Origin of the sequence: Phenylobacterium deserti, from assembly GCF_003254705.1 — a bacterium.
Classification (GTDB): Bacteria; Pseudomonadota; Alphaproteobacteria; order Caulobacterales; family Caulobacteraceae; genus Phenylobacterium; species Phenylobacterium deserti.
In genome coordinates this window covers 1,851,607-1,877,435 of record NZ_QFYR01000001.1, presented here as the reverse complement: position 1 = coordinate 1,877,435, position 25,829 = coordinate 1,851,607, and the positions used below count along the sequence as shown (strand labels likewise).

Annotated in this window: 25 protein-coding genes and 1 tRNA gene; 16 read left to right on the top strand and 10 right to left on the bottom strand. The window is 68.8% G+C overall.

What is annotated here, in order from left to right; all coding sequences use genetic code 11:
* Nucleotides 1–14: 14 nt before the first annotated feature.
* Entirely contained in the window at nucleotides 15–656 is a 642-nt protein-coding gene (locus DJ018_RS09490; protein WP_111514568.1) for a TlpA family protein disulfide reductase, read from the bottom strand.
* Here DJ018_RS09490 and argH point away from each other — a divergent pair, their 5' ends adjacent.
* From argH to lysA, 3 genes are read left to right on the top strand one after another with little or no spacing between them, the layout of a single operon-like run.
* Nucleotides 657–2,078, top strand: coding sequence for an argininosuccinate lyase (gene argH, locus DJ018_RS09485; RefSeq protein ID WP_111514567.1), 1,422 nt, complete (start codon nucleotides 657–659; stop codon nucleotides 2,076–2,078).
* On the top strand, nucleotides 2,075–2,305 hold the full coding sequence (lptM, locus tag DJ018_RS09480; protein ID WP_111514566.1) for an LPS translocon maturation chaperone LptM: 231 nt from the start codon (nucleotides 2,075–2,077) through the stop codon (nucleotides 2,303–2,305). Before argH ends, lptM begins: the two co-directional genes overlap by 4 nt.
* The gene (gene lysA / locus DJ018_RS09475) at nucleotides 2,302–3,570 is read left to right on the top strand and encodes a diaminopimelate decarboxylase (RefSeq protein ID WP_111514565.1); all 1,269 of its coding nucleotides are present in this window, start codon (nucleotides 2,302–2,304) and stop codon (nucleotides 3,568–3,570) included. Before lptM ends, lysA begins: the two co-directional genes overlap by 4 nt.
* Here the strand turns inward: lysA and DJ018_RS09470 are convergent.
* From DJ018_RS09470 to DJ018_RS09460, 3 genes are read right to left on the bottom strand one after another with little or no spacing between them, the layout of a single operon-like run.
* Nucleotides 3,567–4,070, bottom strand: a complete 504-nt coding sequence (locus DJ018_RS09470) for a 2'-5' RNA ligase family protein (protein ID WP_165842843.1) — start codon at nucleotides 4,068–4,070, stop codon at nucleotides 3,567–3,569. The genes lysA and DJ018_RS09470 overlap by 4 nt on opposite strands.
* Nucleotides 4,071–4,075: 5 nt before the next feature.
* Nucleotides 4,076–4,615 carry a phosphoribosyltransferase gene (locus DJ018_RS09465; RefSeq protein ID WP_165842842.1) on the bottom strand — a complete coding sequence of 180 codons (540 nt, stop codon included), beginning with the start codon at nucleotides 4,613–4,615 and terminating at the stop codon, nucleotides 4,076–4,078.
* Complete coding sequence (locus DJ018_RS09460) at nucleotides 4,596–5,435, bottom strand: MJ0042-type zinc finger domain-containing protein (RefSeq protein ID WP_111514754.1); 840 nt, start codon at nucleotides 5,433–5,435, stop codon at nucleotides 4,596–4,598. The genes DJ018_RS09465 and DJ018_RS09460 overlap by 20 nt, the downstream gene beginning before the upstream one ends.
* 56 nt (nucleotides 5,436–5,491) lie before the next feature.
* Here DJ018_RS09460 and DJ018_RS09455 point away from each other — a divergent pair, with 56 nt between their 5' ends.
* The 5 genes from DJ018_RS09455 to DJ018_RS09435 are packed head-to-tail and all read left to right on the top strand — an operon-like array spanning nucleotide 5,492 to nucleotide 8,743.
* Complete coding sequence (locus DJ018_RS09455; RefSeq protein ID WP_240609487.1) at nucleotides 5,492–6,220, top strand: cell division ATP-binding protein FtsE; 729 nt, start codon at nucleotides 5,492–5,494, stop codon at nucleotides 6,218–6,220.
* Complete coding sequence (locus DJ018_RS09450) at nucleotides 6,217–7,110, top strand: cell division protein FtsX (RefSeq protein WP_111514562.1); 894 nt, start codon at nucleotides 6,217–6,219, stop codon at nucleotides 7,108–7,110. The genes DJ018_RS09455 and DJ018_RS09450 overlap by 4 nt, the downstream gene beginning before the upstream one ends.
* Entirely contained in the window at nucleotides 7,107–7,745 is a 639-nt protein-coding gene (locus DJ018_RS09445) for a YdcF family protein (RefSeq protein WP_111514561.1), read from the top strand. The genes DJ018_RS09450 and DJ018_RS09445 overlap by 4 nt, the downstream gene beginning before the upstream one ends.
* A 2-nt stretch (nucleotides 7,746–7,747) precedes the next feature.
* Nucleotides 7,748–8,452: a lysophospholipid acyltransferase family protein gene (locus DJ018_RS09440; protein WP_111514560.1), complete on the top strand. Its 705-nt coding sequence runs from the start codon at nucleotides 7,748–7,750 to the stop codon at nucleotides 8,450–8,452.
* Nucleotides 8,453–8,512: 60 nt separating this feature from the next.
* Nucleotides 8,513–8,743, top strand: a complete 231-nt coding sequence (locus tag DJ018_RS09435; RefSeq protein WP_111514559.1) for a DUF3072 domain-containing protein — start codon at nucleotides 8,513–8,515, stop codon at nucleotides 8,741–8,743.
* On the opposite strand, the gene DJ018_RS09430 is transcribed toward DJ018_RS09435, so the two are convergent.
* Nucleotides 8,740–9,282 (bottom strand): gamma-glutamylcyclotransferase, encoded by a 543-nt coding sequence (locus DJ018_RS09430; protein WP_111514558.1) that lies wholly within the window; start codon nucleotides 9,280–9,282, stop codon nucleotides 8,740–8,742. The genes DJ018_RS09435 and DJ018_RS09430 overlap by 4 nt on opposite strands.
* 24 nt (nucleotides 9,283–9,306) lie before the next feature.
* Here DJ018_RS09430 and DJ018_RS09425 point away from each other — a divergent pair, with 24 nt between their 5' ends.
* The 3 genes from DJ018_RS09425 (at nucleotide 9,307) to DJ018_RS09415 (ending at nucleotide 12,615) form a co-directional block, all read left to right on the top strand.
* Entirely contained in the window at nucleotides 9,307–10,350 is a 1,044-nt protein-coding gene (locus DJ018_RS09425) for a DUF2125 domain-containing protein (protein WP_111514557.1), read from the top strand.
* Between the two features lie 252 nt (nucleotides 10,351–10,602).
* Nucleotides 10,603–11,364 carry an outer membrane protein gene (locus tag DJ018_RS09420; protein WP_111514556.1) on the top strand — a complete coding sequence of 254 codons (762 nt, stop codon included), beginning with the start codon at nucleotides 10,603–10,605 and terminating at the stop codon, nucleotides 11,362–11,364.
* Nucleotides 11,365–11,505: 141 nt separating this feature from the next.
* Nucleotides 11,506–12,615 carry an HPP family protein gene (locus DJ018_RS09415; protein ID WP_111514555.1) on the top strand — a complete coding sequence of 370 codons (1,110 nt, stop codon included), beginning with the start codon at nucleotides 11,506–11,508 and terminating at the stop codon, nucleotides 12,613–12,615.
* Nucleotides 12,616–12,619: 4 nt separating this feature from the next.
* Here the strand turns inward: DJ018_RS09415 and DJ018_RS09410 are convergent, their stop codons facing one another.
* Nucleotides 12,620–14,551, bottom strand: coding sequence for a hybrid sensor histidine kinase/response regulator (locus DJ018_RS09410; protein ID WP_111514554.1), 1,932 nt, complete (start codon nucleotides 14,549–14,551; stop codon nucleotides 12,620–12,622).
* 202 nt (nucleotides 14,552–14,753) lie between these two features.
* Nucleotides 14,754–14,830 (bottom strand) — tRNA-Met (locus DJ018_RS09405).
* A gap of 96 nt (nucleotides 14,831–14,926) precedes the next feature.
* Between DJ018_RS09405 and DJ018_RS09400 the strand changes: the two genes are divergently transcribed.
* From DJ018_RS09400 to DJ018_RS09390, 3 genes are read left to right on the top strand one after another with little or no spacing between them, the layout of a single operon-like run.
* Nucleotides 14,927–15,955: a glycosyltransferase gene (locus DJ018_RS09400; protein ID WP_111514553.1), complete on the top strand. Its 1,029-nt coding sequence runs from the start codon at nucleotides 14,927–14,929 to the stop codon at nucleotides 15,953–15,955.
* Nucleotides 15,955–17,664 (top strand): asparagine synthase (glutamine-hydrolyzing), encoded by a 1,710-nt coding sequence (asnB, locus tag DJ018_RS09395; RefSeq protein ID WP_111514552.1) that lies wholly within the window; start codon nucleotides 15,955–15,957, stop codon nucleotides 17,662–17,664. The genes DJ018_RS09400 and asnB overlap by 1 nt, the downstream gene beginning before the upstream one ends.
* Nucleotides 17,665–17,690: 26 nt before the next feature.
* The gene (locus tag DJ018_RS09390) at nucleotides 17,691–18,947 is read left to right on the top strand and encodes a PQQ-dependent sugar dehydrogenase (RefSeq protein WP_111514551.1); all 1,257 of its coding nucleotides are present in this window, start codon (nucleotides 17,691–17,693) and stop codon (nucleotides 18,945–18,947) included.
* A 49-nt stretch (nucleotides 18,948–18,996) separates the two neighbouring features.
* Here the strand turns inward: DJ018_RS09390 and DJ018_RS09385 are convergent, their stop codons facing one another.
* The 3 genes from DJ018_RS09385 to DJ018_RS09375 all read right to left on the bottom strand — a co-directional run bounded on the left by DJ018_RS09385 (nucleotide 18,997) and on the right by DJ018_RS09375 (nucleotide 24,271).
* Nucleotides 18,997–20,109, bottom strand: coding sequence for an NAD(P)/FAD-dependent oxidoreductase (locus tag DJ018_RS09385; RefSeq protein WP_111514550.1), 1,113 nt, complete (start codon nucleotides 20,107–20,109; stop codon nucleotides 18,997–18,999).
* Nucleotides 20,110–20,258: 149 nt separating this feature from the next.
* On the bottom strand, nucleotides 20,259–20,693 hold the full coding sequence (locus DJ018_RS09380; RefSeq protein ID WP_111514549.1) for a hypothetical protein: 435 nt from the start codon (nucleotides 20,691–20,693) through the stop codon (nucleotides 20,259–20,261).
* Between the two features lie 113 nt (nucleotides 20,694–20,806).
* Nucleotides 20,807–24,271, bottom strand: coding sequence for an indolepyruvate ferredoxin oxidoreductase family protein (locus DJ018_RS09375; protein WP_111514548.1), 3,465 nt, complete (start codon nucleotides 24,269–24,271; stop codon nucleotides 20,807–20,809).
* A 141-nt stretch (nucleotides 24,272–24,412) separates the two neighbouring features.
* Between DJ018_RS09375 and DJ018_RS09370 the strand changes: the two genes are divergently transcribed.
* Complete coding sequence (locus tag DJ018_RS09370) at nucleotides 24,413–24,910, top strand: Lrp/AsnC family transcriptional regulator (RefSeq protein WP_111514547.1); 498 nt, start codon at nucleotides 24,413–24,415, stop codon at nucleotides 24,908–24,910.
* Nucleotides 24,911–24,934: 24 nt separating this feature from the next.
* Entirely contained in the window at nucleotides 24,935–25,828 is an 894-nt protein-coding gene (locus tag DJ018_RS09365) for a pirin family protein (RefSeq protein ID WP_111514546.1), read from the top strand.
* Nucleotide 25,829: the final 1 nt, after the last annotated feature.

Below are 25,829 nucleotides of genomic sequence, written 5' to 3'. Positions count from 1 at the left end.
GGGACTGGCGGCGCTCAGCTCGCCGCCAGCGCCTCGTCCACCAGCGCGCGAGCCTCGGGTCCCGACCAGTCCGCTTCCCCCGCGATCCGGGCGCGCTCGAGACCGTCCTTGCCGTAGATGACCGTGGTCGGCGCGCCGAGCGCGGCGGGCTGCAGCGCCCACGGGATCTTCGCTTCCCGGTCGTGATAGAACTTCAGCGGATCGTTCTGCGCGATGAACAGACGCGCCTTGGTCGCGTCCTCAACGCTGTCGATGCTCACCGTCACCACCTCGACCGGCTTGCCGGCATAGGCCGCCTGCAGCTTGGCTAGCGTAGGCATCTCGACTTTGCAGGGGGCGCACCAAGTCGCCCAGATGTTCATGATCACCACCTTGCCCTTCAGGTCGGCGATCTTCACCGGCTTGCCGGCCTCGTCATAGAAGACATAGTCCGGGCCAGGCGTCGGCGCGGCCGGGCGCGTGAGCTTCTCGGCGAGGCTCTTGCCGCCCGTGGCGGCGGCCGATTGCGGCGCGGCCGGCGCCGTCCGTTCAGAGGCCGGCTTGGTCGAAGCCTGAACGATGATGTAGAGAACCGCCGCACCGCCGAAGACGGCGACGCCCCACAACGCCCACGCCAGCAGGCCGCGCCGCGGCTTGGCCGAAGATTGATCGCTCATATGACCGCCGACTCCCCTGACGCCCCGCACACGCCGACCCCTGCTGGGCAGGCCATGTGGGGCGGACGCTTCTCCGACAAGCCCGACGAGCTGATGCAGGCGATCAACGTCTCCATCGGTTTCGACAAGCGACTGGCCCTCCAGGACCTCGCCGGCTCGCGGGCGCATTGCGCGATGTTGCGCAAGGCCGGCGTCATTTCAAGCGAGGACGCCGATGCGATCCTAGGCGGACTGGAAACCATCGGCCGGGAGATCGCCGCCGGGACCTTCCCGTTCCGCGACGAATACGAAGACATCCACATGAACGTGGAGGCGCGCCTGCGCGAGCTGATCGGCTCTGCGGCGGGGCGCCTGCACACCGCCCGCTCGCGCAACGACCAGGTGGCCGTGGACTTCCGCATGTGGGTCCGCGAAGCCTGCGACCGCACGGTCGGCCTGCTGCAAGGCTTGCAACGTGCATTGCTGGCGCAGGCGGAAGCGCATGCTGACGCGCTGATGCCGGGCTTCACACACCTGCAGCCAGCCCAGCCGGTGACCTTCGGCCACCACATGCTGGCCTATGTGGAGATGTTCGGCAGAGATGCTTCGCGTTTCGCCGACGCCCGCAAGCGGATGAACGAAAGCCCGTTGGGCGCCGCGGCCCTGGCCGGCTCACCCTTCCCAATCGACCGGCACATGACCGCCGAGGCGCTGGGCTTCGACCGTCCGACGGCCAACTCCCTGGACAGCGTTTCGGACCGCGACTTCGCCCTGGAGTCCCTGGCGGCGGGATCGATCTGCGCCATCCACCTGTCGCGTCTGGCCGAAGAGATCGTGATCTGGATGACGCCGCAATTCGGCTTCGTGAAGCTGTCGGACGCCTTCACCACCGGCTCGTCCATCATGCCGCAGAAGAAGAACCCGGACGCGGCCGAGCTGATCCGGGCCAAGGCCGGACGGCTGATGGGCGCCTTCACCCAGTTGGCGACTGTGATGAAGGGCCTTCCGCTGACCTATTCCAAGGACATGCAGGAAGACAAAGTCCCGACCTTCGAGGCTTTTGACGCTCTGGAGCTGTCTCTGCGCGCCATGACCGGCATGGTCGCAGACCTAGCGCCGAACCGCGAGCGCATGGCCGCCGCCGCCGGGTCAGGCTTCTCGACCGCCACTGATCTGGCCGACTGGTTGGTGCGCGAGCTCGGGCTGCCGTTCCGCGACGCCCATCACGTCACCGGCGCGGCCGTGAAGCGGGCCGAGCAACTGGGCTGCGAGCTTCCGGACCTGCCGCTTTCCGAGCTGCAGGCGCTGGACGGACGCATCACACAAGGCATCTATGACGTCCTGACCCCGGCCGCCTCTGCGGCCAGCCGCAAGAGCTACGGCGGGACCGCGCCCGATCAGGTTCGTGCTCAAGTCCGCCGCTGGAAGGAGATCTTGGCATGACGAGCTTCGTGCGCGCCGCATTCGCCGTGGCGCTGGCCGCCTTGCCTCTTTCGGCCTGCGGCAAGATGGGCGACCTGGAACGCCCCGGTCCCGGGAATGGCCGGGTCGCTGCGCCCCAGCGGCAGGACCCCACCCGCCCGGTTCGCACCCTCGATCCGCGTCGCACCGGTGGCGAGAGCATCACCCCAGCCCCGGGCACGGCTGCGCCCCCGGCGGAGCCCCAATGAACCATTTCGATCTGCGGGACGGCGAACTCTTTTGCGAGGACGTCCCGCTCTCGCGCATTGCTGAGGCGGTGGGCACGCCCGTCTACGTCTATTCGAGCGCTACGCTCGAGCGGCACTTCACCGTCCTGCGTGACGCGCTTGCCGGCGCAGGCGTCGCCGATCCCCTTATCGCCTTCGCGGTGAAGGCCAATTCCAACGTCTCGGTGCTGCGCACGCTGGGCGACCTCGGCGCCGGCGCCGACGTCGTATCGGAAGGCGAAATCCGCCGGGCCCTGGCCGCAGGCATCCCCGGCGAGCGCATCGTCTTCTCCGGCGTCGGCAAAACCGCCCGCGAGATCGCCTATGCCCTTGAAGTCGGGGTGGCGGAACTGAACGTGGAGTCCGAGCCCGAGCTCGCGCTGGTGGACACCATCGGTCGCCAGATGGGCAAGCGCCCAGACGTCGCGATCCGGGTCAACCCGGACGTGGAAGCCGGCGGCCACGCCAAAATCTCCACCGGCAAGGCGGACAACAAGTTCGGCGTCTCCTTCGCCGAGGCCGAGCGGCTCTATGCCATGGCGTCGAACATGGCCGGCCTGCGCGCCGTCGGGGTCGCTTGCCACATCGGCAGCCAGATCACCGACCTCGCGCCCATGGAGGCCGCCTTCGCCAAGATGCGTGGTCTGGTGGACCGCCTGCGCGCCGAAGGCCTGGGGGTGGAGCGCCTAGATCTGGGCGGCGGCCTGGGCGTGCCCTACTTCAACCAGCCTGAGCCCCCGTCACCGGCCGACTATGCCGCGATGATCGCCCGGGTGACCAAGGGCCTCGATGCCAAGCTCGCCTTCGAGCCTGGACGGATGATTGCGGCCAACGCCGGCATCCTGCTCGCGCAGGTTCAGCACATTCACCACCGGCTGGAAGGTCGTCGCTTCCTGGTGCTCGACGCAGCCATGAACGACCTGCTGCGCCCGGCCATGTACGACGCCTATCACGACATTCGGCCGGTAAAGCCTCGCGAGGGCGAGCCCCTGCCCTACGACGTGGTGGGTCCAGTCTGTGAGACCGGCGACACCTTCACCCGTGATCGCCCGCTGCAGCCGCTGAAGCCTGGGGACCTTGTGGCTTTCATGACCGCAGGCGCTTACGGCTCGACCATGGCCAGCGAGTACAACAGCCGGCTGCTCGTCCCCGAGGTGCTGGTGAAGGGCGACCAATTCGCGGTCGTGCGCCCACGCCCGAGCTACGACGATATGCTGGCGCGCGAGAGCGCCGCACCCTGGCTCTAGCCGAGCCGAAAGCGGTCAACCTCGACCCAGCGCTTCTCGACCGTGGTGAACAGCGCCACCGCATCGGCCCGAGCGCGCACAGGCTCTGCGAAGCGAGCCCGCACGATCGGCTCCAGCTGGTCGAGGACCGGCGCAGGCGCCTGGGCGACGGTCAGGTGCGGGATCACCGTTGTGAACTTCCCGCGATAGGGCGGGTACTTGGGGAACGCCGCTGTCAGGCCGTCCGCCAGCGCCAGAACCGGCTCCACCGGCTCGGGCGCCAGCCACAGGACGTCAGGAAACCGCGCCGTCCGCTGGAAGCTGAGGTCCATGGCTGGAAAGCCCAGGATCAGCTCGGCCAGAGCCATGCGTTCGGTTGGCCCCAGTCGCTTTGGCGACGCGAACGGATAGAGCACTGTGACATGCGGCGGCATGCCGAGCTTGGCGGCCGGATCGTGCTCGGCGCGTATGTCCGCGAGCAACGTCTCGACTTCGGGAACAACAAGAACCAGGGCGCTCAAGGCGCCTAGTCCATCGCGCCGATGTAGGGCAGGCCGCGCATGGCGCCGCCGGCGTCCATGCCATACCCGACCAGGAACCGCGCAGGAGCTTCCCAAGCCACAAAGTCGGGCTCGATGGCCCTTGCAGTCGGCCACGGCTTGCGCGCGAACACCGCGGTGAGGACCTCGCTGGCGCCAGAGTCCTTCACCAGGCGAGCGGCTTCCGAAAGCGATAGGCCGGTGTCGAACACGTCGTCGACGACCAGCGCCTTCCTGCCGACCAGGGGGCGTTGCATGTCGGCCCGCACCTCGCAGCGGCCGGAACTCACCCGTTCGTCCTTGTAGGACGCCAGCCAGAGCGCATCGAAGCGAACAAAGCGGTTCTGCCGCGCCAGGGCGCGCATCAGGTCCGAGCAGAACCACAGCCCGCCGGTCAGCAGGCAGACAGCCACCGTTTCGTCGTCAATGCGAGGTGCGATCTCCCGCGCCAAGGCTTCGACTCGCGCGGCGACTTCGGCTTCGGTGACAAGGATCTCCGTGACGGGATCAGCCATGTTCGGGTTCATGTTCGTGCGAGGCGCCGGGGGCGGCCTTGCTTTCAACGGCTGCAGGCCCGTGACCGTTCTCGGCCTTCTCGGGCTCGGGCTTCGCGCCCGCGTCAAACTTGACCTCCAGCTGGTGCGAGGTCGAAGGCGGGTTGAGGATCGACACAGCGAAGTAGCGCTTGCCGTGGGCCGGCACCTCCGGGTTCGCCGCCGTGGCGACTGTGGCGGCCACCGGCTTGCCTCGCCGGTCCAGCAGGCTGACCCGCAGCGGCGGAGCCTCTGTGGTCGCATCTCGTGCGTTGCGCAGCTGGCCGCTCACCTCGAGCGCCGGCTGGCCACCCACCATCACGGCCCGGCCCTTGACCCCTTCGATCACCAGCCCGGCGCCGGCGACCTCCAGCCCGACGCCAGCAAAGGCGGCGGAGCTTTGCGGCCACAGGCGGACCACTTCGCTGCGGAACACCACTACGCCGGCGACCAGGGCCGCCACAGCCGCGGCCATACCCGCCCAAAGCATGGCGGCCGAGCGGCCTTCCGACTTGGCGGACGGTTTGGCGGCGGCTCGGAGGGCCTGGCGGCGCAGGGCGGCAGGATCGGGGCCTTCCACCACGAGATCATCGTCGGGAGCGACGTCGGACGGCAGGGGATCAGGCGGCGCCTCGGCGACCACCTCGGGCGGCGGCTCGACCATCAGGTCGTCGAAGGGGTCGATTTCCTGACCCGCGAGTCGCGCCGTCCAGCGGTGCCCGCAGCTGGTGCACTTCACGCGGCGCCCTTCGGGGCCGATGCGGGCATCGTCCACGAAATAGCTGGTGGCGCACTCTGGACAGGTCAGTATCATGACGGCCGAATCGGACGCTCCAGCAACCTCCTTCGAGGTCGCCGATTTCGGCCTTCATGTCCAGAAACCCTAACGTCACTGCGGCGATCGACGCCGAGGGCGACATTGTCCGGTTTGATGACGTCTCCATGCGCTACGGCCGTGGACCCGACGTGCTGCGCGACCTCGGCTTTTCTTTGGCGCCCGGCTCGTTCCACTTCATCACGGGCCCTTCCGGCGCCGGCAAGAGTTCGCTGCTCAGGCTGATCTACCTGGCCGCGCGGCCGTCCAAGGGCCTGATCCATCTCTTCGGCCATGACGTCGCCCACATGCCAGTGCGCGAGCGGCCGCACCTTCGCCGCCGGATCGGGGTTGTGTTCCAGGACCTCCTGCTGCTGGAACACCTGACCGCGTTCGACAACGCCGCCCTCCCCCTGCGGCTGGCCGGACATCAGCCGCCCGACTACCGCAACGACGTGGCCGAGCTGCTCGCCTGGGTCGGGCTCGGGCAGCGGATGCACGCCATGCCGGCCACGCTCGCCGGCGGCGAGAAACAGCGCCTGGCCATCGCCCGGGCTGTGGTCGGCCGCCCCGAGATCCTGCTGGCCGACGAGCCCACCGCCAACGTCGACCACGAGATGGCGCTTCGGATTTATCGTCTCTTCGTCGAGCTGAACCGGCTGGGCACCACGGTGCTGATCGCGACTCATGACCAGGACATGGTCGCCCGCTCCGGCCGTCCCGCCCTGCACCTGGAGAATGGCCGCCTCAGCCTGCGACCGCCGCAAGGGCCCGCTCAGGCATGAGCCAGATCTTCGACCCCGTCCGCTGGCGCCCAGCGCCTTTCCTCCCGGAAAGGGATGCGCGCGACGCCTCGCTGATCTTCGTGGTGGCGGTGCTCTGCTTCCTGGCCTGCCTGACGGCGCTTGGCGTGGTCGCGGCCGATCGCGCCGCAAGCGGCTGGAGCCGGCAGCTGACCGGCGAGGCCACTGTCGTCGTTCGCGCCAGGGGCGGCGAAACGCCGGATGCGGCTGCGGCCCGCGCCACCGAGGCACTCGCCGGAGTTCCCGGGGTCGCCGAGGCCCGCGCTCTAGAGCCGGAAAAAGCCTACGACCTGATCCGCCCCTGGCTGGGGGACATCAGCGATCTGGAGGACCTGCCGGTGCCGCGCTTGGTGGCCGTGACCCTGGCGCGTGACGCTCCGGCGAACGCGGACGCGTTAAACCGCGTCCTGCGCGCCCAGGGACTGGACGCTTCCGTGGACGACCACAGCCTTTGGATCGCCGACATCCGCAAGGCCGCGGGCGTGGCGCGCGCGCTCGGGGGCGTCGTCTTCCTGCTGATCGCCGGCGCGGCGGCCTCGGTGATCGCCTACGCCACCCGCGCCGGGCTCGCCGCACGGCGCGACGTGGTCGAGGTGCTTCACCTCACCGGTGCGGAGGACAGCTTCATCGCCCGACTGTTCCAGATGCGCTTTGCCCGCGTGGCGGCGGTTGGCGGCGCCTTCGGCGCGCTCGCTGCGGCCGGCTGCGGCGCGGTGCTGCGCCTGATCGGCGGCGGGGAAGGCATCACGCCTGCCCTGCCCGTCGCCTGGGCGGATCTTCTGGTCGTGCTACCCTGCCCGCTTCTGGCCGCTGGCGTCGCCGCCGCGGCCGCGCGCCTGACCGCCGGTGCGCTGATCCGGGAGATGCAATGAGGTCGGTGGCCGCTTTTCTGGTGCTGGTGCTGATCTGGCTGGCGGGCCTCTTCGCCTACGCGCACCGGGTCCAGCAGTCGACGCCAGCGCCCCAGCCGCGGTTCAGCCAGGGCATCGCGACCCTTACCGGGGCCAACTCCAACGAGCGCATCGCCGCGGCGGTCGGGCTGCTGGAAAACGGCCTTGGCCAGCGCGTGCTGGTCTCCGGCGTCAACCGAGAAGCCAGCCGGGAGGACATCCGCACCGTCTCGCGCGCTGTGCGCCGCCTGTACGACTGCTGCGTGGACCTGGGATTCACGGCCGCCGACACTGTGGGCAACGCCCGGGAGACGGCCGAATGGGCCCAGGCGATGCGCTACAACACCCTGACGATCGTCACCACCGACTACCACATGCCGCGCGCGATGCTTGAGCTTCGGGCCGTGCTGCCCGAGCCGCAGTACCAGCTGCAGTCCTACGCGGTGCCGACTCCGGCTCTGAAGAACCGCCGCTGGTGGCGCAGCCCACGCGCCGCCCGGTTGATGGTGGTGGAGTATTCCAAGTATCTGGCGATCCTCGGCCGCGAAGCGGTGCTTGGGCTTGGCCCCCGCGAGACGCCCACCGCCGCGCAAGCGCCCGGCCAGCAGAAGGACTGACCGTGACCACCATCCGCTCGCTGCTGTTCGTGGCGCTCTTCTATGTGTGGTCGGTGGTCGTCGCGCTTGCCTGCACCCCCATTCTGCTGGGTCCGCCCAAGCTCATCCTCACCATGTTCCGGTTCTGGGCTCGGGGCCTGCTGGTCCTGCTGCGAGTTTGCGGCATTCGCGTCGAGGTTCGTGGCCTCGAGCACATTCCGCAGGGCGCCGCGCTTGTCGCGCCGAAGCACCAGTGCATGCTCGACGTCTTTGCCCAGTTCACCTGGCTGCCGGCTTCCTCCTTTGTGATGAAGAAGGAGCTGATGATGATCCCCTGGTTCGGCTGGTACGCCACGCGAGTGCGCACCATCGTCGTCGACCGCGAAGCCGGAGCGACCGCCCTCAAGAAGCTGGTTCGGGAAGCCAAGCAGCGCTTCGCCGAAGGTCGCCAGGTGGTGATCTTCCCGGAGGGCACCCGCACCGTCCCCGGCGAGCCTGCGGACTACAAGCCCGGCATCGCCGCCCTCTACCGCGAGATCGACGTTCCCGTGCATCCCGTGGCGACCAACTCGGGCGTCCACTGGCCCCGCAGCGGCTTCCTGCGCCGACCCGGAACGATCGTCTTCGAATACCTGGAGCCGATCCCGCCGGGCCTGAAGCGCGCCGAGTTCATGCGCATCCTGGAAGACCGCATCGAGACCGCCTCCGCCCGACTGCTTCCCCTCTAGGCTGGAACCCTGCAGCCGCCGGCCCGTTCAGAACGGAACGAGAACTTCGGAGGCGGCGACATGGCCCAAGAGCACGAACTTCACAATCCCAAGCTGGACCCCAATCCGGGCTCCAACACCCAGAAGGACCCGGACAACTGGGTCACTGGCGACGAGCCGATGACCGGCGCCCAGGCGTCCTACCTCACGACGCTGTCGGAAGAAGCGCACGAGGAGCCGCCGGCCGAGGACCTCACCAAGGCTGAAGCGTCCAAGAAGATCGACGAGTTGAAGGGCCAGCTCGGCCGCTAGCCGGCGAGTTGCAGCTCGCGCGCCTCGACCAGCGCCAGGAGGCGCTCCATGGCCTGGTCGCGGATGCGGGCCTCACGCAGGTGCTCGACCAGATCGCGCAGGTACTCGACGTTGCGGCCGGAAAGCCCACGCGCCCCGGCGATCAGCTCGGCCTGGCGCTCCAGGCTCAGCGCGCCCGCCCACTGCGCGTGCCCTGGATCCGACAGGAACACCAAGGCGTCCACTCTTCGTCCTGACGCCAGGCGGACGGGGCGCGCCGTCTCATAGTAGGTCTCGGTGGGCTGCTCACGCTCACGCAGATAGGCGTAAACCTCTGGCCAGTCGGCCTCGGCGACCCGGTAGGCCATGCCGCGCACGGCGCCGCCCGGCGCGAGCCCCAGCACCAATCCCGGGCGCTCCGGCGTTCCCCGGTGGTGGACGGAATAGATGCAGAAGGCGCGGCGCCGGCCGTGGAGCGTCGCAGGCTCCCGCTCCGCGAACGCGAAGCCCGGCCGCCACATCAGGGAACCGTAACCGAAGACCCAGCGCTCGTCCGACATCCCGCCCCGCGCTAAAGAAGGGCCATGTCTGTGCACGATCCCGAAGCGCCCCGCAAACCCCGTCGGCTGTTCCTCTACCTGCCGTTCGTTCTCGCCCTCATCCTGGCCATCGCCTGGAGCGGCGTCTGGTTCTGGGCGCGGGGCGAGGCGCAGACGCGTATGGACGCGGCCGTCGCTCAGTTGAACGAGGCCGGCTACCGGATCACCTGGGCCGAGCGGAGCATCGGCGGCTTCCCGTTCCGCATGGATGTCACCCTGCGCGATGCGCGGGTAGCCGAACCGTCCGGCTGGGCTCTGCAGGCGCCGGTGCTGGAAGGCGAGGCCTATCTGATCTCGCCGACCTCCTGGATGCTGGCCGCACCGCAGGGTCTGACTTTTGTTCGCCCGGTGGGCGGCCCCGTGACCGTGACCGGTCGCGTGATCCGCACGAGCCTGACCCATCTCGATAGCCACCCGCCCAGCGTCTCTTTCCAGGGTCTGGACCTCGCGTTCCGGCCCGGCCCGGGGGCCCAGCCCTTCGCCTTGTCGGCCGCCCAGAAGGTCGAGATCCATCTCAGAGCCGGGCCGGACGACGAAGGGGGCGTGTTCGCCCGGGTCGATCAGGGCAAGGCCCGCCTCTCAGGCCTGTTCGCCCGCATCGCCGGCGACAAGCCGGTGGACATGGTCTGGAACGCCACCTTATCGAAGATCAGCGCCTTCAAGGGGGACAACTGGCCCGACGCCGTGCGCAACTGGGTGGCCGCCGGCGGCCAGATGAGCGTGCGCCAGGCTGGGGTCACCGCGGGCGAAGCGTTGATCGGCGCCAATAGCGGCACGCTGTCAGTGGGCCGCGACGGGCGCGTCACCGGCGTGCTGAACGTCAGCCTCAAGCAGGCGCCCCGCGCCCTTGGCGCTATGGGTGAGATGGAAGTGATCCCGCCCGAGCGGGCCAACGCCGCGGCGGCGGTGGCCGCCGCTCGCCAAGGCGCCAGCGACACCGCCCAAGCCACCCTGACCTTCCAGGCCGGCATGACCACCCTGGGGCCGATCGCCATCGCTCCGGCGCCCAAGGTCTATCAAGCGCCCTGAGGGTTCTGCGCGGCGGCGGCGCGGATCTCCGCCGCGGTCAGCGGAGCCCACGTCAGCGCCTGCCCGACGGCGGGTTCGCCGACCCTCAGAATGCCAGGAAGCGCAAAACCCTTGCGCACTAGGGGCCTAGCGCGCACGGCTGTGACCGCTACGCCACACCTACGAGCAATCCCCGTCCCGTCGAGCTTCCTTGGTTGCTGCTGCAGTCAAGCTTCTCTAGAGGCGCCCACCCTTAGTTGATTGGGATTGCTTATGACCAAGACCCTGCTGGCCACCACGGCCGCCTTCGCCCTGCTCGCCTCGGCCACCGCGGCCGGCGCGCAAACCATTGGCCACGTGGGCGCCAACTACGGCCGCTCCAACGTCGAGATCGACGGCCTGGGCGACGCTGACGCGGACGCTGGCCAGCTGGAAGGGGCGATCCGCTTCGACGCCGGCTCGCTGGGCGCGCTGATCGAGGGCGCGGCGACTTTCTCCGACTCCGACGGTGACGACGAGACCACCCTGTCGGCCACGGGCCACCTGAACACCACCATCTCCGGCGGCCTGATCGGCGGCTTCGTGGGCGTGGACCACAGCGATGATGTGGATGTTGTCGGCGGCGGCGTCGAAGGCCAGTTCGCCCTGGGCGCGTCCACCACCCTGTACGGCCAGCTGGGTTACGCGAACGCCGACGATCTGAACGTCGACGGCTGGGCCGTGCGGGCCGAGCTTCGCCACTTCTACACCGACAACTTCGTCGTGAAGGGTTCGCTGGGCGCCCTGACCCTCGACAGCGACTTCGGCGACGCGGACGGCTGGACCGCCGGCGTGGGCGCTGAATACCAATTCGCCGGCACGCCCTGGAGCGTCACGGGCGCCTACGAGCACCTGAACAGCGACGACCTCGGCCTCGACGCCAACACCTTCCGCATCGGCCTACGCTACACCTTTGGCGGCACGCTGAAGGCGCGCAACGACGCTGGCGCCGACCTGGGTTCGGTCTCGAACCTGTTCGGCGGCGCTCTCCGCTAAGACGGGCCCCCAGCCACGTCGTGGACGCCCTCGGCTCTTGGGCCGGGGCGTCCATATTTTTGGCCTCCTGCGTCGAAAAACTGCAGGGCGCCTCAGAGTTTCGCATTTCCCGCGGCTCGCCCGCTCTGGCACAGAGCAGGAATGAGCTTCGATCCCCGCGCGCTGCTGCGCGGCCGCCACCCGATTTCGCCGGCTGACGCCGCGCGGGGCGCCGCGGGCGCCCTGCTGGGCATCGCCGCCACCGGCCTGCTCGCCCGGGCTCTCGCCGGCGGCGGTCCGCACCTGTCCCCCCTCCTGATCCCGCCGATCGGCGCCTCAGCCGTGCTGGTGTTCGCCGTTCCAGCCAGTCCCTTGGCCCAACCGCGATGCGTCATCGGCGGCAACATCCTGTCGGCGGTGGTCGGTGTGACCTGCGCACTGCTCCTGCCGCAGCCGGCCCTGGCCGCCGCGGTGGCGGTGGGCATGGCTATCCTGCTGATGTCCCTCCTCGGCTGCCTCCACCCACCCGGAGGCGCGGTGGCGCTGGGCGCGGCCCTGGCTGGCGCCGCAGGCGGGCCAGCGGCGTACGCCTTCGCCCTAGCGCCCGTGGGTCTCTGTTCGGTGCTGCTGGTGGTCGCCGGCATGGCCTACGCAAGGGCAAGCCGCCGCTCCTATCCGCATCGCGCCCCAGCTGCGGCTCCCGCGGCCAATACGCACGGCTCGCGCGACCGGCCGCCGTCGGAGCGGGTCGGCTACACCCCCGCCGACCTGGACTCGGCCCTTGCCCACTACGGCGAGTTGCTGGACGTCAGCCGCGAAGACCTGGACGCCCTTTTCCGGCAGGTGGAATTGGCCGCGCACCGGCGCATCCACTCCGAGATCCGCTGCGGGGACATCATGTCGCGCGATGTGATCAGCGTGGATGCGCATCAGACGGCCGAAAGCGCCCTAAGCTTTCTGCAACAGCACGACCTGCGCACCGCGCCCGTCATCGACGTCGAAGGTCGTGTGGTGGGGATGGTCCGCCGCGCCGAGTTGCTGGCCGGCCGCCGGCGGCTTGTGGAGCAGGTGCTGGACCCCTTCGTGCACCGCGTGCGCCCCTCGACGCCGATCGAGGCTCTCCTGCCCCTGCTCTCCAGCGGCCAGGCGCACGAGGCCATGGTGGTGGATGAGAACCGCGTGCTGGTTGGGGTGATCACCCAGACGGACCTGCTGGCGGTGCTCTATCGTGCGCACATCGTCGAGCAGGTCGCCTCGATGCGCGCTGCCTGACCGCTCAGACAGCCTCGCTCTGTGGAGCGCCGCTGGCCAGCACCTTGGCCAAGGCGCGGCTCAGATCGGAGAGCTGATAGGGCTTGGCCAGGATCGGGAACTCGTCCGTCATCTGGTTCGCTGCGCGGCTGTAGCCGGTGGCCAGCAGCACGGGTAGGCCCGGCCGCTCCTCCCGAAGCCGCCGCGCCAGGGCCAGGCCGTCCATCTCGCCGGCCATCACGATGTCGCTGAACACCAGGTCCGGCTGCGGGCCCTCCTCCAGCGCCCGTAGCGCGGCCTCAGCGCTGCCCACCACTCGAACCTGGTTGCCGAGTTGCTCGATCAGCCCGGCCGCGACCTCCGCCACCTCCGGATTGTCTTCCACCACCAGAACGCTCACACCCCGCGGCGCTCCGACCTGCAGCGTCGCCGCGGGCGCTTTTGGATCGGCGTTGGTGCGCGGAAGGTAGATGGTGAACGTGGTGCCGCGCCCCAGATGGCTGTCGACGGTCACCCGCCCGCCGGACTGCTGCACGAAGCCATAGACCTGCGACAGGCCAAGGCCCGTGCCCCGGTTCACCTCCTTGGTTGTGAAGAACGGCTCGAAGACGCGAGCCAGAATGTCGGGCGGAATGCCTTGACCGGTGTCCTGGATCGTCAGCGCCACATGGTCGCCTGCCAGGTCCTCCACTTCCCCAGCCTTCAGGGTTCGGTTCTCGCCGCGAATGCTGATGGCGCCGCCGCCCGGCATGGCGTCACGCGCGTTCACCGCCATGTTCAGCAGGGCGAGTTCGAGCTCTCCGGGATCGACCTCCACAGGCCAAAGCGCCTCCGGCAGGTCGACCGTCACGTGAATGGATCGGCCAAGGCTGGTGTCCAGCACCTCCTGAAGCGCAGCGGCTCGATCGCTGAGGGCGACCGCCATGGGCCGCAGCCGCTGGCGGCGGGCAAAGGCCAGAAGGTGGCGCGTCAAGTCCTGGCCTCGGCGTGAGGCCATGTCGATGGCGTCCAGCGCCTTTGCAGCCCGCGGGTCATCCGCCAGGCGCCGGCGCAGCAGCTCGGCCTGTCCGCTGACCACCATCAGGAGATTGTTGAAGTCGTGGGCGACGCCCCCCGTCAGCTGACCGATCGCCTCCATTTTCTGCGCCTGCGCCAGCCGCTCGTTAGCCTTCTGCAGCTCCAACTGCGCGTTCCGCCGCTCTGTGGCGTCACGGGTGATCTTGGCGAAGCCGATCAGCCGGCCCTCGTCGTCATGGATCGCGTCGATCACCACCGATGCCCAGAAGTGCTGGCCATCCTTGCGCACGCGCCACCCTTCGGCTTCGAACCGCCCTTCGGCGCGCGCCCGCTCCAGCGCGGCGGCTGGCGCTCCCCTCCGACGGTCTTCAGGCGAATAGAACAGGCTGAAGTGCCGGCCCACCACCTCGTCGGATGTGTAGCCTTTGATGCGCTCCGCCCCGCGGTTCCAGTTGGAGATCGTGCCGTCCACGTCGAGCATGTAGATCGCGTAGTCCACGACGCCGGCGACGAGGTGACGGAAGCGCCGCTCGCTCTCCAGCAGGGCCTGCTCCGCCGCCCGGCGCTCGCTCATGTCACGTGTGATCTTGGCGAAGCCGATCAGCTCCCCCGCCTCGCTGCGCATGGCGTGCACAGTGGCCAGGGCCCAGAACCGGCTGCCGTCCCGGCGCATCCGCCAGCCTTCGCTTTCCACCCGGCCGTGCTCGCGCGCCCGGCGCAGGATGTCCTGGGGCGCGCCCGCTGCACGGTCCTCCGGCGTGAAGAAGCGTTCGAACGACTGCCCCTCGACCTCGCTCTTCGTGTAGCCCTTGATCCGCTCGGCCGCCGGGTTCCAGGTCTGCACCCGCCCCTCAGGATCCAGCATGTAGATGGCATGGTCGCTGACGGCCTCGATCAGCAGCCGGAACCGGCTCTCGCTGTCGTAGGCAGGAAGGCTCATCCACGCACCCGCACTCTTCGACGGCTGATTAAGCGCGTCGCCCCCTCAGACGTGCGGCTCAGCGCCACCCCGAGCTGAGAACTAACATTTGAAAACACTTGAGCGGCAGAAGCGTTCCAAAGATTGTTCGCGTCCGAACAAATCCACCGTCATCGACTCGGCGGCCTTGGTGGACGATGTGGCGAACGTCGCTGCGAGACCGTGGTAGCTGGGGGCGGGATCGAACCGCCGACCTGTGGGTTATGAATCCACCGCTCTAACCATCTGAGCTACCCAGCCACGGGTCTCGCGAGCGAGGCGCGGGTTATAGGCATCAAAATTCGTCCCTTCAAGCGGCTTGGGCGAACGATCGCGAACCGCTAGGTTCGCCGGCGCATGAGCGTGCTCCACCTCTTAGGCACGGCCGGCGAAGGCGGGGCGGAAACCTACTTCGTCGACCTGGTCACCGCCCTGCAGCGTGCGGGCCTGCCTCAGGCGGCAGCCCTGCGGCGCAATCCTGGACGGGAGGCCGCGCTCAAAGCCGCGGGCGTGCCCACCAAGGTGCTCGGCTTCGGCGGCCCGCTCGACATATTCACGCGCACCGCAGCCGCCGGATACGCCAAGCTGCAAGGCGCGCAGCTCACCCTGGCGTGGATGAACCGCGCTGCGCGCCATTCGCCGAAGGGACCGTGGGCGCGCATCGGTCGCCTCGGCGGCTACTACAATCTCAAGTACTACGCCGGCTTCGACGAGCTGGTGGCCAACACCGAAGATATCGCCGAGTGGATCGTCAACCAGGGCTGGCCGGCCGGCCGGGTGCGCTTCATCCCGAACTTCGCCCGGCCCGCCCAGGACGTGGCCCCCGTCAACCGTGCGGCTCTGTCGACGCCGCAGGACGCGCCGCTGCTTCTGTCCATGGGCCGCCTGCACGAAGCCAAGGCGCATGACGTCACGCTGGAGGCGCTGACCCGAGTGCCCGAAGCCTGGCTTTGGATCGCCGGCGTGGGTCCTCAGGAAGCGAAGCTGAAGGCCATGGCCGCCGCCCTGGGCGTCGAGCGCCGCGTCCGCTTCCTGGGCTGGCGCACCGATCCTTCGGCGCTCTACCGGGCCGCAGACGTCTGCGTCTTCCCCTCCCGCTATGAGCCCCTCGGCAATGTGGTGATCCAGGCCTGGGCCCACGGCCTGCCAGTGGTGGCCGCGGCCAGCCAGGGACCGAAGGCGCTGATCGACGACGGCCGCGACGGCCTGCTCGTGCCCGTCAACGACCCCGTCGCCTTGGCCGAAGGCGTGCACCGGGTTCTTGCCGACTCCCAGCTGCGCGAGCGGATGATCGAGCGGGGCGCCGCACGCGTGAAGCTCGAGTTCTCCGAAGAGGCCGTCGTCGCGCGTTGGAAGGCGCTGTTCGCCGACTACGGGGCCGCCTGATGTGCGGCATCGCGGGCGTCCTCGACGCCGATCCCGCCGAGTCCGATCGCGCCACGCGCGCCATGATCGGGGCCATCACTCATCGCGGCCCTGACGGCGTGCGGGTCGAGCACGCGCACGGCGCGGCCTTTGCTCACGCCCGGCTGTCCATTATCGACCTGGAAGGCGGCTGGCAGCCGATGCACGCGGCCGGCGGCACGGTGATCGGCAATGGCGAGATCTACAACTATCGGGAGCTCGCCCGCGACTACCAACTGGCCGGCAAGCTCTCTACCGGTTCCGACTTCGAGCCCCTGCTGCACATCTACGCTCAGGAAGGTCCCGCCGCCTTTGACAAGCTTCGAGGCATGTACGCCCTGTGCCTGATCGGCGCGGACGGGCGCACTTGGCTCGCGCGCGATCCATTTGGCATCAAGCCCCTCTACCTGCTTGAGCACGCCGGCGGTCTCGCCTTCGCTTCCGAGCCGCGCAGCTTCCTGGCCTCCGGTCTTCTGGATGCCGAGCTCGACGAGGACGCCGGCCGCGAGCTGCTCGCCTTCAACTATGTGCTGGGCGAGAAGACCATCTTCCGCGGCCTCCGGCGCCTGGCGCCTGGAGAGGTGGTCGAGGTGAAGGATGGGCGCATCGTCGAAGCCCGCCGTCGCCCTCCTCTTCCCACCGTCCGCCCCAGCCGAAGCGAGGAGGAAGCTCTCCTGCGCGACCTCGACGCCGTGTTGGAAGACAGCGTGAGCGTCCATCAGCGCTCGGACGTGCCCTACGGACTATTCCTTTCCGGCGGGATCGACTCGGCCGCCATCGCCACCTTGATGGCTCGGCTGAACAGCCGTCCGGTCACGGCCTTCACCTGCGGCTTCGATGCGCCCGGCGCCCGGGACGAGCGCCGCCAGGCGGAGAGGATCGCCCGGGCGCTCGACCTCGATTGGCGGGAGACCACCTTCGGCGAGGAGGACTTCTGGCGGATACTGCCCCAAGTGGCCTGGGCGCTGGACGACCCAACCGCCGACTACGCCACCCTGCCCACCTACAAACTCGCTGAAGCGGCCAAGCACGACCTCACCGTCGTGCTGACAGGTGAAGGCGGCGACGAGCTGTTCGGTGGCTACGGCCGCTATCGCCGCGCGCTGCGCCCGACTTGGCTGGGCGGCCGTCCGGCCGAGCCGCGGACGGACGATCCCGGCGTGCTGGCCCGCTGGCGGCAGGCGGCGGCTGCGCCCCGCGAACTCAGCAATCTGCAGAAGTCCCAGTGGGCGGACGTGGCCACTTGGCTGCCCAACGATCTGCTGCTGAAGCTCGACCGGTGCCTGATGGCGCATGGACTGGAGGGGCGCACCCCGTTTCTGGACCCGGAGGTCGCCGCCTTCGCCTGGGCCTTGCCGGACCGAATGAAGGTCCAGGGTCGCTTCGGCAAGTGGATCCTGCGCAAGTGGCTGGAGCGCGCCTGCCCGGCCGCCGAGCCCTGGGCCCGCAAGCAGGGCTTCACCGTTCCAGTCGAGGCCTGGATCGCGCCTCGCGCCCGTGACGTGGGCGAGCGGATCAGCCGGCTGGACGCGGTCCGCCGGGTCCGCGATCCGAACGCCGTGAAGGCAAGCTTTGCAGCTGATGATGGCGGTCAGCGCTGGCCGCTGCTTTTCTATGCCGTGTGGTCGCTGATCCATCTGGAAGGCGCCGCGCCAAAGGACGCCCTCGCCCACGTGGCGGGTTCGATCTGAGTTTCGGGACGAGGAGAGAAAGCCGGATGAAGCGACTGATGATCACCGCCGCGCTGGCGGCATTGCTGGCCGCCTGCGGTGGATCCGATGGCGAGGCGCGCCAACAGCAGCCTGCCGCCCCCGCCTCCACGCCAGCGTCCGGCGCGCCGGTTGAGCAGCCGGCGCCTAACGCCCCGAACCAGCGCGCCGCCTTCGCCGGCCAGACCCGCGTGCCGGAGGTCCGGTCCAATGTGGCCTTCCAGGCGCAGGACTATGTCACCGGCATCGGCAAACCCTGGGGCATGGCCTTCCTGCCAAACGGCGCCCTGCTGATCACGGAAAAGGCCGGCAATCTGCGGCTGTTCGAGAACGGCAAGCTCTCAGCCCCTATCGCCGGCGTGCCCAAGGTCGACGCCCGCGGCCAGGGCGGTCTTCTGGGGCTGGCCATTCACCCGGACTACGCCCGTAACGGTTTGGTCTATTTCGTCTTCTCGGAAGGCGACCAGAGCGGCAACCACACCGCCCTCGGTCGCGGCCGCCTGGTGTCGTCCACCGGCGCCGCGCCGCGGCTTGAGAACGTGCAGGTGATTTGGCGCCAGACCCCCTCGCTGAAGTCCACCCTCCACTACGGCGGGCGCGTCGTGTTCGCTCCGGATGGCACGCTGTTCGTCACGACGGGCGAGCGCTCCATCGATGAAGGACGCATGCAGGCGCAGCGGCTCGACGGCACGCTGGGCAAGGTTATCCACCTGAACGCGGACGGCTCGGTCCCCGCGTCCAACCCTTTCGTGAACCGCGCCGGCGCAAAGCCTGAGATCTGGTCCTACGGCCACCGAAACATCCAGGGCGCCGCCATCAACCCTCGCAACGGCGAACTCTGGACCATCGAGCACGGCGCGCGGGGCGGCGATGAGATCAATATCCCCAAGCCCGGCCGCGACTACGGCTGGCCGACCATCGCCTATGGCATCGAGTACTCGGGTGCGCCGATCCTGACGGGCATCACTCAAAAGGAAGGCATGGAGCAGCCGGTCTACTACTGGGATCCGGTGATCGCTCCGTCCGGCATGGCCTTCTACAACGCCGACCTGTTCCCGGCTTGGAAGGGCAGCGTCTTCGTGGGCGGCATGGCCGGACAGGCGCTGGTGCGCCTCTCGCTCGACGACGACAAGGTGGTCGGGGAGGAGCGCCTGCTGACGGACCTGGGCGAACGCATCCGCGACGTCATCGTTGGTCCGGACGGCGCGCTCTACGTGGCCATCGACTCAGATCCTGGGCGCATCATGCGGATTGCCCCGCGCTAACGTTCGAAAACGACGAAGCCGGCCGGGCTCGCCCCGGCTGGCTATCGCCTCAGAGACCCAGCCTCGCGGCCACTTCCTCGCCAATCGCCAGCGAGCTCGTCAGCCCAGGACTTTCGATGCCGAACAGCGCAACGAGGCCCGCAATGCCGTGGGCGTCCTCGCCGTCCAGGCGGAAGTCGCCTTGCGGCTCGCCGGGCCCATGCAGCTTGGGACGGATGCCCGCATAGTCCGGCGACAGCGCGTCGTCCGGCAGGTCCGGCCAGAAGGTCCGGATGTTGCGGTAGAACCGTCCCGCCGCCTCTGGATCGACGCTGTAGTCCAGCTCGTCCACGAACGACAGGTCCGGCCCGAACACGCCCTGCCCGCCCAGGTCCCGCCGGTAATGGGCGCCGACCGAGCCGGGTACGGGCGGCGGATAGATCAGGCGAGCGAACGGCGCCTTTCCGGCCAGCCGGAAGTACATGCCCTTGCCGTAGTGGATCTCCGGGATGGTCTCGACAGGGAAGCGGTCGATGTGTCGGGCGACGCCCTGCGCCGACAGCCCTGCGGCGGTCACAAGATACCGGCAAGTCAGCACCGTGGGCTCGGCCCCGCCGGCCCGGACTTCGAAGCCGCCGCCGTCCAGCGCGCTGGCGCCCTCGAAGGGCGTCGACAGCACCACCGCCCCGCCCGCTTGTTCGATCTCGCCCTGCAGCGCCAGCATGTAGCCATGGCTGTCGAACACCCCGCTTTCGGGGGAATGCAGCGCCATGATGCAGCGGAGGTCGGGCTCCATGGCCCGCGCCTCCTCGCCGCTCAGCTTGGCCATGCCTTCGACGCCGTTTGTCACCGCCTGGTCGAAGATCGCATCCAGCCGCGCCGCTTCCTCAGGCGTGGTGGCGACCACCAGCTTTCCGCACCGGTCGTATTCAACATGATGCGCATCCAGGAAGGCGTAGAGCGCCCGGCGCCCCTCCACGCACAGCCGCGCCTTGAGCGAGCCGGTGGCGTAATAGAGCCCCCCGTGGATCACCTCGGAATTGCGCGATGAGACGCCCTGGCCGATTGCGGCCTCCGCCTCCAGAACCGCGGTCACCAACCCGCGTCTTGCCAGAGCATAGCCGCAGGCGAGGCCCACGGCGCCCGCTCCAACGACCACCGCATCGAAATCGAATTCGGCCATCACCCAGCGCTAACGCTTCAACTCCGAATTGGAAACCGCCAAGGCGGCGTCCGCTAGTCGGCTGGCGGCCGGTGCGGGTCAGGTGCACCACGCCGTCCGACTGCTCTACTCTCTTGTGACTCGGCCACGCCCGCCGCGGCGGGCGCCTCTTAGCCGCGACTGCGCAGGGCTTGGCGGGCCTGGCGGTTCCATCCCTTGCCGGGTTCGCAGAACTGCACCACACGCGCCGCCATGGGCGCATCGCCTTCCGCCCGCGCCAGGGCCTCGGCGCCCGCGCAGTCGCCCTTGCGCACGACATCGCCGACCCGCATGGCCCGGTGCACCAGCACGCGCTGATCGGCGTCCTGCGCGATCCGCGTCAGGTTCTGCCGGAACATTTCAGCTTGGATCCGATAGATGGCGTCCATGCCGTCCGGGAAACGCGTGAACCCACGCCCGCTGCTGACGCTCGGCTGAGCCCCGCTGCTGCCCCCGCCGCCGCTGCTCCCGCCACCTGCGCTTCCGCCGCCGCCCGCCGTCTGCGCAGCGGCCGCTGAGGCGGCGGTGGCCGCGATGAGGGCGAGAACCAACGGGAACCGGCGCATGGCTTTGCTCTCCATTTCTGTGGGCGAGCATGCGCGCAAGTGGAAGCGAGCGCAACCAAGACGTGCGGACACCAGGGCCGCCGCCCCGCCGCTTGGACGGATCGGCGTTCAGTTCACACGCTGGCCAGCACCGTGTGCGCAGCACCCGACGGGGCTGCAGCCTCCGGCGCGTCCCACTGCGCCCAGAGCCGGGCTTCCTCGGCCTTGGCCGGACCAACCGCAGCGTCCTTTACGTGACCGAAGCCGCGGATCTGTTGCGGCACGCTGGCGATCTGAACCGCCGTCCCCAAACGCTCGGGCGTGAGGCCCGCGATCAGCTTCTCGACACCGGCCTGGTAGTCGCGGATCAGGCCGCGCTCCATCTTCCGCTCGTCGGTGTAGCCGAACACGTCCAGCGCCGTCCCGCGCAGCCCCTTCATCTTGGCTAGCACCGGGAACGCCGCATCCAGCATCCAGCCGCCGAACGCGATCTTCTTGGGTCGCCCGTCCGGCCCCTTGGGGGCCAGCAGCGGCGGCGACAGCCAGACCTTGGTCTTGCCGCCCTTGAAGGTCTCGTTCCGGTACTTGGCGAAGCGGCCGTCCGTGTAGAGGCGCGCGACCTCGTACTCGTCCTTGTAGGCCATCAGCTTGTAGAGGTTCGTGGCCACCGCGCGGGTCAAGGCTTCCGAACCCAGCCGAGCTTCCGCCCGACGGACCTTCTCCACCGTGTCCAGATACCGATCGGCGTAGGCCTGGTTCTGGTAAGCGGCCAGTTCCTTGCCGCGCCGGCAGATCAGCTCGTCCACCGGCATGGTCTCCGGCGTCGGGGTGTCATCCTCGCGCTTGCCGCGGCTTTCCGGATCGTGCGCCGCCTTCCGCCCCAGTTCGAAGGCCTGGAGGTTGGCTTCCGCATCGACGCCGTTCAGCCGGATCGCCCGATAGAGCGCGCGGCTGGACACCGGGATCAGGCCCTTCTGCCAGGCGAAACCCAGCATGATCATGTTGCCGTAGATCGCGTCGCCGAGGTTGTTCACCGCCAGGTTCTGGGCGGGCATCGCCTCGTACGACTTCACCGCCGCCGCGATCCGGCGCGCCTGGGCGTCGCCGTCGAAGCGCACGTCACGCGAGGTGACGAACTCGGCCGTCGGCGCGAAATCGGCGTTGCCGCACGCCACCGTCCGGTCCTTGGCATAGAGCGACAGCGCTTCGGCGCTGGCCGCCACCAACAGGTCGCAGGCGATCAGCACATGAGCGCTGGCCGCCGGCACCCGGCCGCCGACGATGGTCTCTTCCGTCTCGCCAATCCGCACGTGGCTGAAAACCGACCCACCCTTTTGGGCTAGGCCCGTCATGTCCACCACCGAGGCGGCGCGGCCGTCCACGTGCGCGGCCATGGCCAGGATGGACGCCACGGTCGTCACGCCCGTGCCGCCCACGCCCGTGAACACCACGTTGCGCACGCCCTCCAGCGTCTCGAACTGCGGAAGGGGCGTGGAGTCGGCGGTCAGCGCCGGCATCGCCTCGCGGTGGGGGTTCTCCGCGCCCTCCAAGGTGATGAAGGACGGGCAGAAGCCGTCCAGGCAGCTGTAATCCTGGTTGCAGCTCGACTGGTTGATCTTCCGCTTGCGGCCGAACTCGGTGTTCAGCGGCTCCACGGACACGCAGTGCGAGGTTCTGGAGCAGTCGCCGCAGCCTTCGCAGACCAGCGGGTTGATCATCACCCGCCGCGGCGCCGCATCCATCTTGCCCCGCTTGCGCCGGCGCCGCTTCTCGGTGGCGCAGACCTGATCGTAGAGCAGCACGGTGACGCCGGGGATTTCGCGCAGGTTCTTCTGCACGGCCATCAGCTCGGACCGGGGCTTCACCTCGACCCCGGGGGCGAGGTCGGTGACCTGCTCGTAGCGCTCGGGCTCGGCGGCTACGATCACGATCTTCTTCACGCCTTCGGAGGCGAGCTGGCGCGTGATCTGCGCCGGCGTGAACCCGCTCTCCGCCCGCTGGCCACCCGTCATGGCGACGGCGTCGTTGTAGAGCAGCTTGTAGGTGATGTTCGAACCGGCTGCGACCGACGCCCGGACCGCCAGCGAGCCCGAGTGGTTGTAGGTCCCGTCGCCCAGGTTGACGAAGACGTGCTTCTCCTCGGTGAAGGGCGAGGCCCCCATCCAGGTCAGCCCCTCCGCGCCCATGTGGCTGGTGAGGTCCGTGTTCGGATCGTTGAAGCTGGCCATGTAGTGGCAGCCGATCCCGGCCAGCGCCCGCGAGCCCTCCGGCAGGCGGGTGGAGGTGTTGTGCGGACAGCCCGAGCAGAAGAACGGCTTGCGTTGCTGGTCCGACGCCAGGGTCACCGCCGCCATGGAGGCCGCCGAGACCCGGCTCAGGTAGTCGTTGACCCGCTCGCTGTGCGGCCCCTGCGGCAGGCGGTCGGCGATCGCCAGCGCGATTTCCGCCACCGACAGCGAGGTCAGCTGCGACAGCAGCGGCCCGCCGTTCTCGTCCGTCTTGCCGATGATCCGAGGCCGCGCATGGGCCGGCAGGTCATAGAGCGCCGCCCGCGCCTGCGTCTCGATCAGCGGCCGCTTGTGCTCGATGACCATCAGGGTCTCGAGACCCGCCGCGAACGCCCGGATGCCCGTGGGCTCCAGCGGCCAGGGCATGCCGACCTTGTAGATGGCGACGCCCAGCCCCGCGGCTTCCGCCGGACTGATGCCCATGGCGGCGAAGGCCTCGATGACGTCCTTGTAGGCCTGCCCCTGGCACACGATGCCGAGGCGCGGCCGCGGGCTGCCCAGCATCACCCGGTCGATCCGATTGGCCCGGGCGAACGCCAGGGCGGCGGGGATCTTCTGGGTTCGCAGCCGCCGCTCCTTGTCGAGCGGCTGATCCTTCAGCCGAATGCCCAGCCCGCCAGCCGGCAGGCGGAAGTTCTCCGGCAGGACGAACTGGTGGCGGTTCAGACCCACGTCGATGGTGACGCCTGAGTCCATGGTGTCGGCCAGGGCGATCATGCCGGTCCACAGGCCGGAGAAGCGCGACAGGGCGAATCCCAGCAGGCCGTAGTCCAGCACTTCCTGCACGTCGGCCGGCGCCAGCACGGGCATCTCGAAGTCCTGGAAGGCGTATTCGGATTGGGAAGGAAGCGTGGAGCTCTTGCAGTTGTGGTCGTCGCCGGCCACCGCCAGCACCCCGCCTTTGGGCCAGACGCCGGCGAAGTTGGCGTGCTTGAAGGCGTCGCCGGTCCGGTCCACGCCGGGCGCCTTGCCGTACCACATGCCGAACACGCCGTCGTAGCGCGCGCCCGGGAACAGATTGGCCTGCTGACTGCCCCACACCGCGGTCGCGGCGAGGTCTTCGTTCAGGCCTTCCTTGAAGACGATCTCTTCCGCCTTCAGGTGCTTGGCGGCTCGTCCCGCCTGCTGATCCAGACCGCCGAGAGGCGATCCGCGGTAGCCAGACACAAAGCCTGCCGTATTCAGCCCAGCGGCGCGATCAAGCCGGTGCTGGTCCATCATGACGCGCAACAGCGCCTGGACCCCGGTGATGAAAACACGCCCCTCGGTGAGCAGAAATTTGTCGTCGAGCGTCACTTCGAGGTGCCGCATCGCAATTTCTTTCCTTTTGGGCCTCCCTAGAGCCTTAGAAGATCATATAAGATCGAGGCAATTGCTTGCCTAAAGCGTGCCCCCGGCCCTCGGTTCCGGGGCAAGAACCGCATCGGCAGGCCCGGGGAGACGGAGGAAAACTTGTCTGAGCCGCTCGACGCCGTCGATGCCAAGATCCTGGACCTCATCCAGCACGACGCAGGCCTCTCCGTTGCGGAGATCGCCGACCGTGTCGGGCTGTCCTCCAGCCCATGCTGGCGGCGCATCAAGCGACTGGAAGACGCCGGGGTCATCCAGCGCCGGGTGACCATTCTAGACCGCGAGCGCCTGGGGCTGGGCTTCGAGGTCTACTGCACCGTCAAGCTTTCCCTGCCGACCAAGGACAATCTGGACGCCTTCGAGCAGGCGATCATGAAGCTGTCGGAGGTGGTGCAGTGCGCCACCGTCACCGGCGCCGCCGACTACGAGCTGCGCATCGTCACCCGCGACATGCACGCCTTCGACGACTTCCTGCGCGAGCGGATCCTCTCCCTGGGGCTGGTCTCCAACATCGAGAGCCGCATCGTCATCCGCTCGGTGAAGCACACCACGGCGGCCCCCTTGGGTCTGGTCAGCCCCTACATCAGCGCGCAAAGCTGATCCTCGTCAGCGTCGGAGGCCAGGATGATCGAACTAGTTATCGACCAGCGCCGCAAGGACCTGGGCGGGTTTGAGGTCGGGCGCGTCCTGCCCTATGCGCCGCGGCGCATGGTGGGCCCCTTCATCTTCTTCGACCACATGGGCCCTGCCGAGTTCGAGCCGGGCTTTCCGCGCAACGTGGACGTTCGGCCCCATCCACACATCGGCCTGTCCACTATCTCGTACCTCTTCGAGGGAGAGATGACCCACCGCGACAGCGTCGGCATGGTTCAGCCGATCCGCCCGGGCGAGGTCAACTGGATGACCGCGGGCTCCGGCATCACCCACTCGGAGCGCTTCGAGCATCTGCGCGCCAACGGCGGGCGCATGAACGGCATCCAGACCTGGGTCGCCTTGCCGGTCGAGGCGGAGGAAGCCGATCCCGGCTTCAGCCACCATGCCGCTGGCGACCTTCCGACCTACGAAGCTCCGGGCATTGTCGCTCGCCTGATCGCCGGCTCGGCCTTCGGGGCTACCTCGCCCGTGCCGATCTTCTCGCCCCTCTTCTATGTTCACTGGGAGCTGCACGCCGGCTCCCAGGCGCAGCTGCCGCCGGAGTATCCGGAGCGCGCCGCCTATGTCGCTCAGGGCGTCGTGGAAGTGGACGGCCGGCAATTCCACGAAGGCCAGATGCTGGTCTTCGCGCCCGGCGATCACGTGACCTTCACCGCCGTGACCGGCGCCATCGTCATGCTGCTGGGCGGCGAGCCGGTGGGACCGAGGTTCATTGAATGGAACTTCGTCTCCTCCTCCAAGGACCGGCTCGAGCAGGCCAAGGCGGACTGGAAGGCCGGACGCATGAAGCTGCCGGACTTCGACCACGACGAGTTCATCCCGCTGCCGGGCGACCCGCCGCCGCCGGCCAATCCGATGAGCTGAA

Excerpts from the sequence above, each read along its gene's own strand:
- asnB (WP_111514552.1), top strand. The coding sequence starts at position 15,955 with ATGTGCGGCATCGCGGGCGTCCTCGACGCCGATCCCGCCGAGTCCGAT.
- DJ018_RS09400 (WP_111514553.1), top strand. The coding sequence starts at position 14,927 with ATGAGCGTGCTCCACCTCTTAGGCACGGCCGGCGAAGGCGGGGCGGAA.
- DJ018_RS09435 (WP_111514559.1), top strand. The coding sequence starts at position 8,513 with ATGGCCCAAGAGCACGAACTTCACAATCCCAAGCTGGACCCCAATCCG.
- DJ018_RS09390 (WP_111514551.1), top strand. The coding sequence starts at position 17,691 with ATGAAGCGACTGATGATCACCGCCGCGCTGGCGGCATTGCTGGCCGCC.
- DJ018_RS09410 (WP_111514554.1), bottom strand. The coding sequence starts at position 14,551 with ATGAGCCTTCCTGCCTACGACAGCGAGAGCCGGTTCCGGCTGCTGATC.
- lptM (WP_111514566.1), top strand. The coding sequence starts at position 2,075 with ATGACGAGCTTCGTGCGCGCCGCATTCGCCGTGGCGCTGGCCGCCTTG.
- DJ018_RS09455 (WP_240609487.1), top strand. The coding sequence starts at position 5,492 with ATGTCCAGAAACCCTAACGTCACTGCGGCGATCGACGCCGAGGGCGAC.
- DJ018_RS09385 (WP_111514550.1), bottom strand. The coding sequence starts at position 20,109 with ATGGCCGAATTCGATTTCGATGCGGTGGTCGTTGGAGCGGGCGCCGTG.
- DJ018_RS09450 (WP_111514562.1), top strand. The coding sequence starts at position 6,217 with ATGAGCCAGATCTTCGACCCCGTCCGCTGGCGCCCAGCGCCTTTCCTC.
- DJ018_RS09445 (WP_111514561.1), top strand. The coding sequence starts at position 7,107 with ATGAGGTCGGTGGCCGCTTTTCTGGTGCTGGTGCTGATCTGGCTGGCG.
- DJ018_RS09365 (WP_111514546.1), top strand. The coding sequence starts at position 24,935 with ATGATCGAACTAGTTATCGACCAGCGCCGCAAGGACCTGGGCGGGTTT.
- DJ018_RS09460 (WP_111514754.1), bottom strand. The coding sequence starts at position 5,435 with ATGATACTGACCTGTCCAGAGTGCGCCACCAGCTATTTCGTGGACGAT.
- argH (WP_111514567.1), top strand. The coding sequence starts at position 657 with ATGACCGCCGACTCCCCTGACGCCCCGCACACGCCGACCCCTGCTGGG.
- DJ018_RS09465 (WP_165842842.1), bottom strand. The coding sequence starts at position 4,615 with ATGAACCCGAACATGGCTGATCCCGTCACGGAGATCCTTGTCACCGAA.
- DJ018_RS09415 (WP_111514555.1), top strand. The coding sequence starts at position 11,506 with ATGAGCTTCGATCCCCGCGCGCTGCTGCGCGGCCGCCACCCGATTTCG.
- DJ018_RS09380 (WP_111514549.1), bottom strand. The coding sequence starts at position 20,693 with ATGCGCCGGTTCCCGTTGGTTCTCGCCCTCATCGCGGCCACCGCCGCC.
- DJ018_RS09420 (WP_111514556.1), top strand. The coding sequence starts at position 10,603 with ATGACCAAGACCCTGCTGGCCACCACGGCCGCCTTCGCCCTGCTCGCC.
- lysA (WP_111514565.1), top strand. The coding sequence starts at position 2,302 with ATGAACCATTTCGATCTGCGGGACGGCGAACTCTTTTGCGAGGACGTC.
- DJ018_RS09490 (WP_111514568.1), bottom strand. The coding sequence starts at position 656 with ATGAGCGATCAATCTTCGGCCAAGCCGCGGCGCGGCCTGCTGGCGTGG.
- DJ018_RS09430 (WP_111514558.1), bottom strand. The coding sequence starts at position 9,282 with ATGTCGGACGAGCGCTGGGTCTTCGGTTACGGTTCCCTGATGTGGCGG.
- DJ018_RS09375 (WP_111514548.1), bottom strand. The coding sequence starts at position 24,271 with ATGCGGCACCTCGAAGTGACGCTCGACGACAAATTTCTGCTCACCGAG.
- DJ018_RS09425 (WP_111514557.1), top strand. The coding sequence starts at position 9,307 with ATGTCTGTGCACGATCCCGAAGCGCCCCGCAAACCCCGTCGGCTGTTC.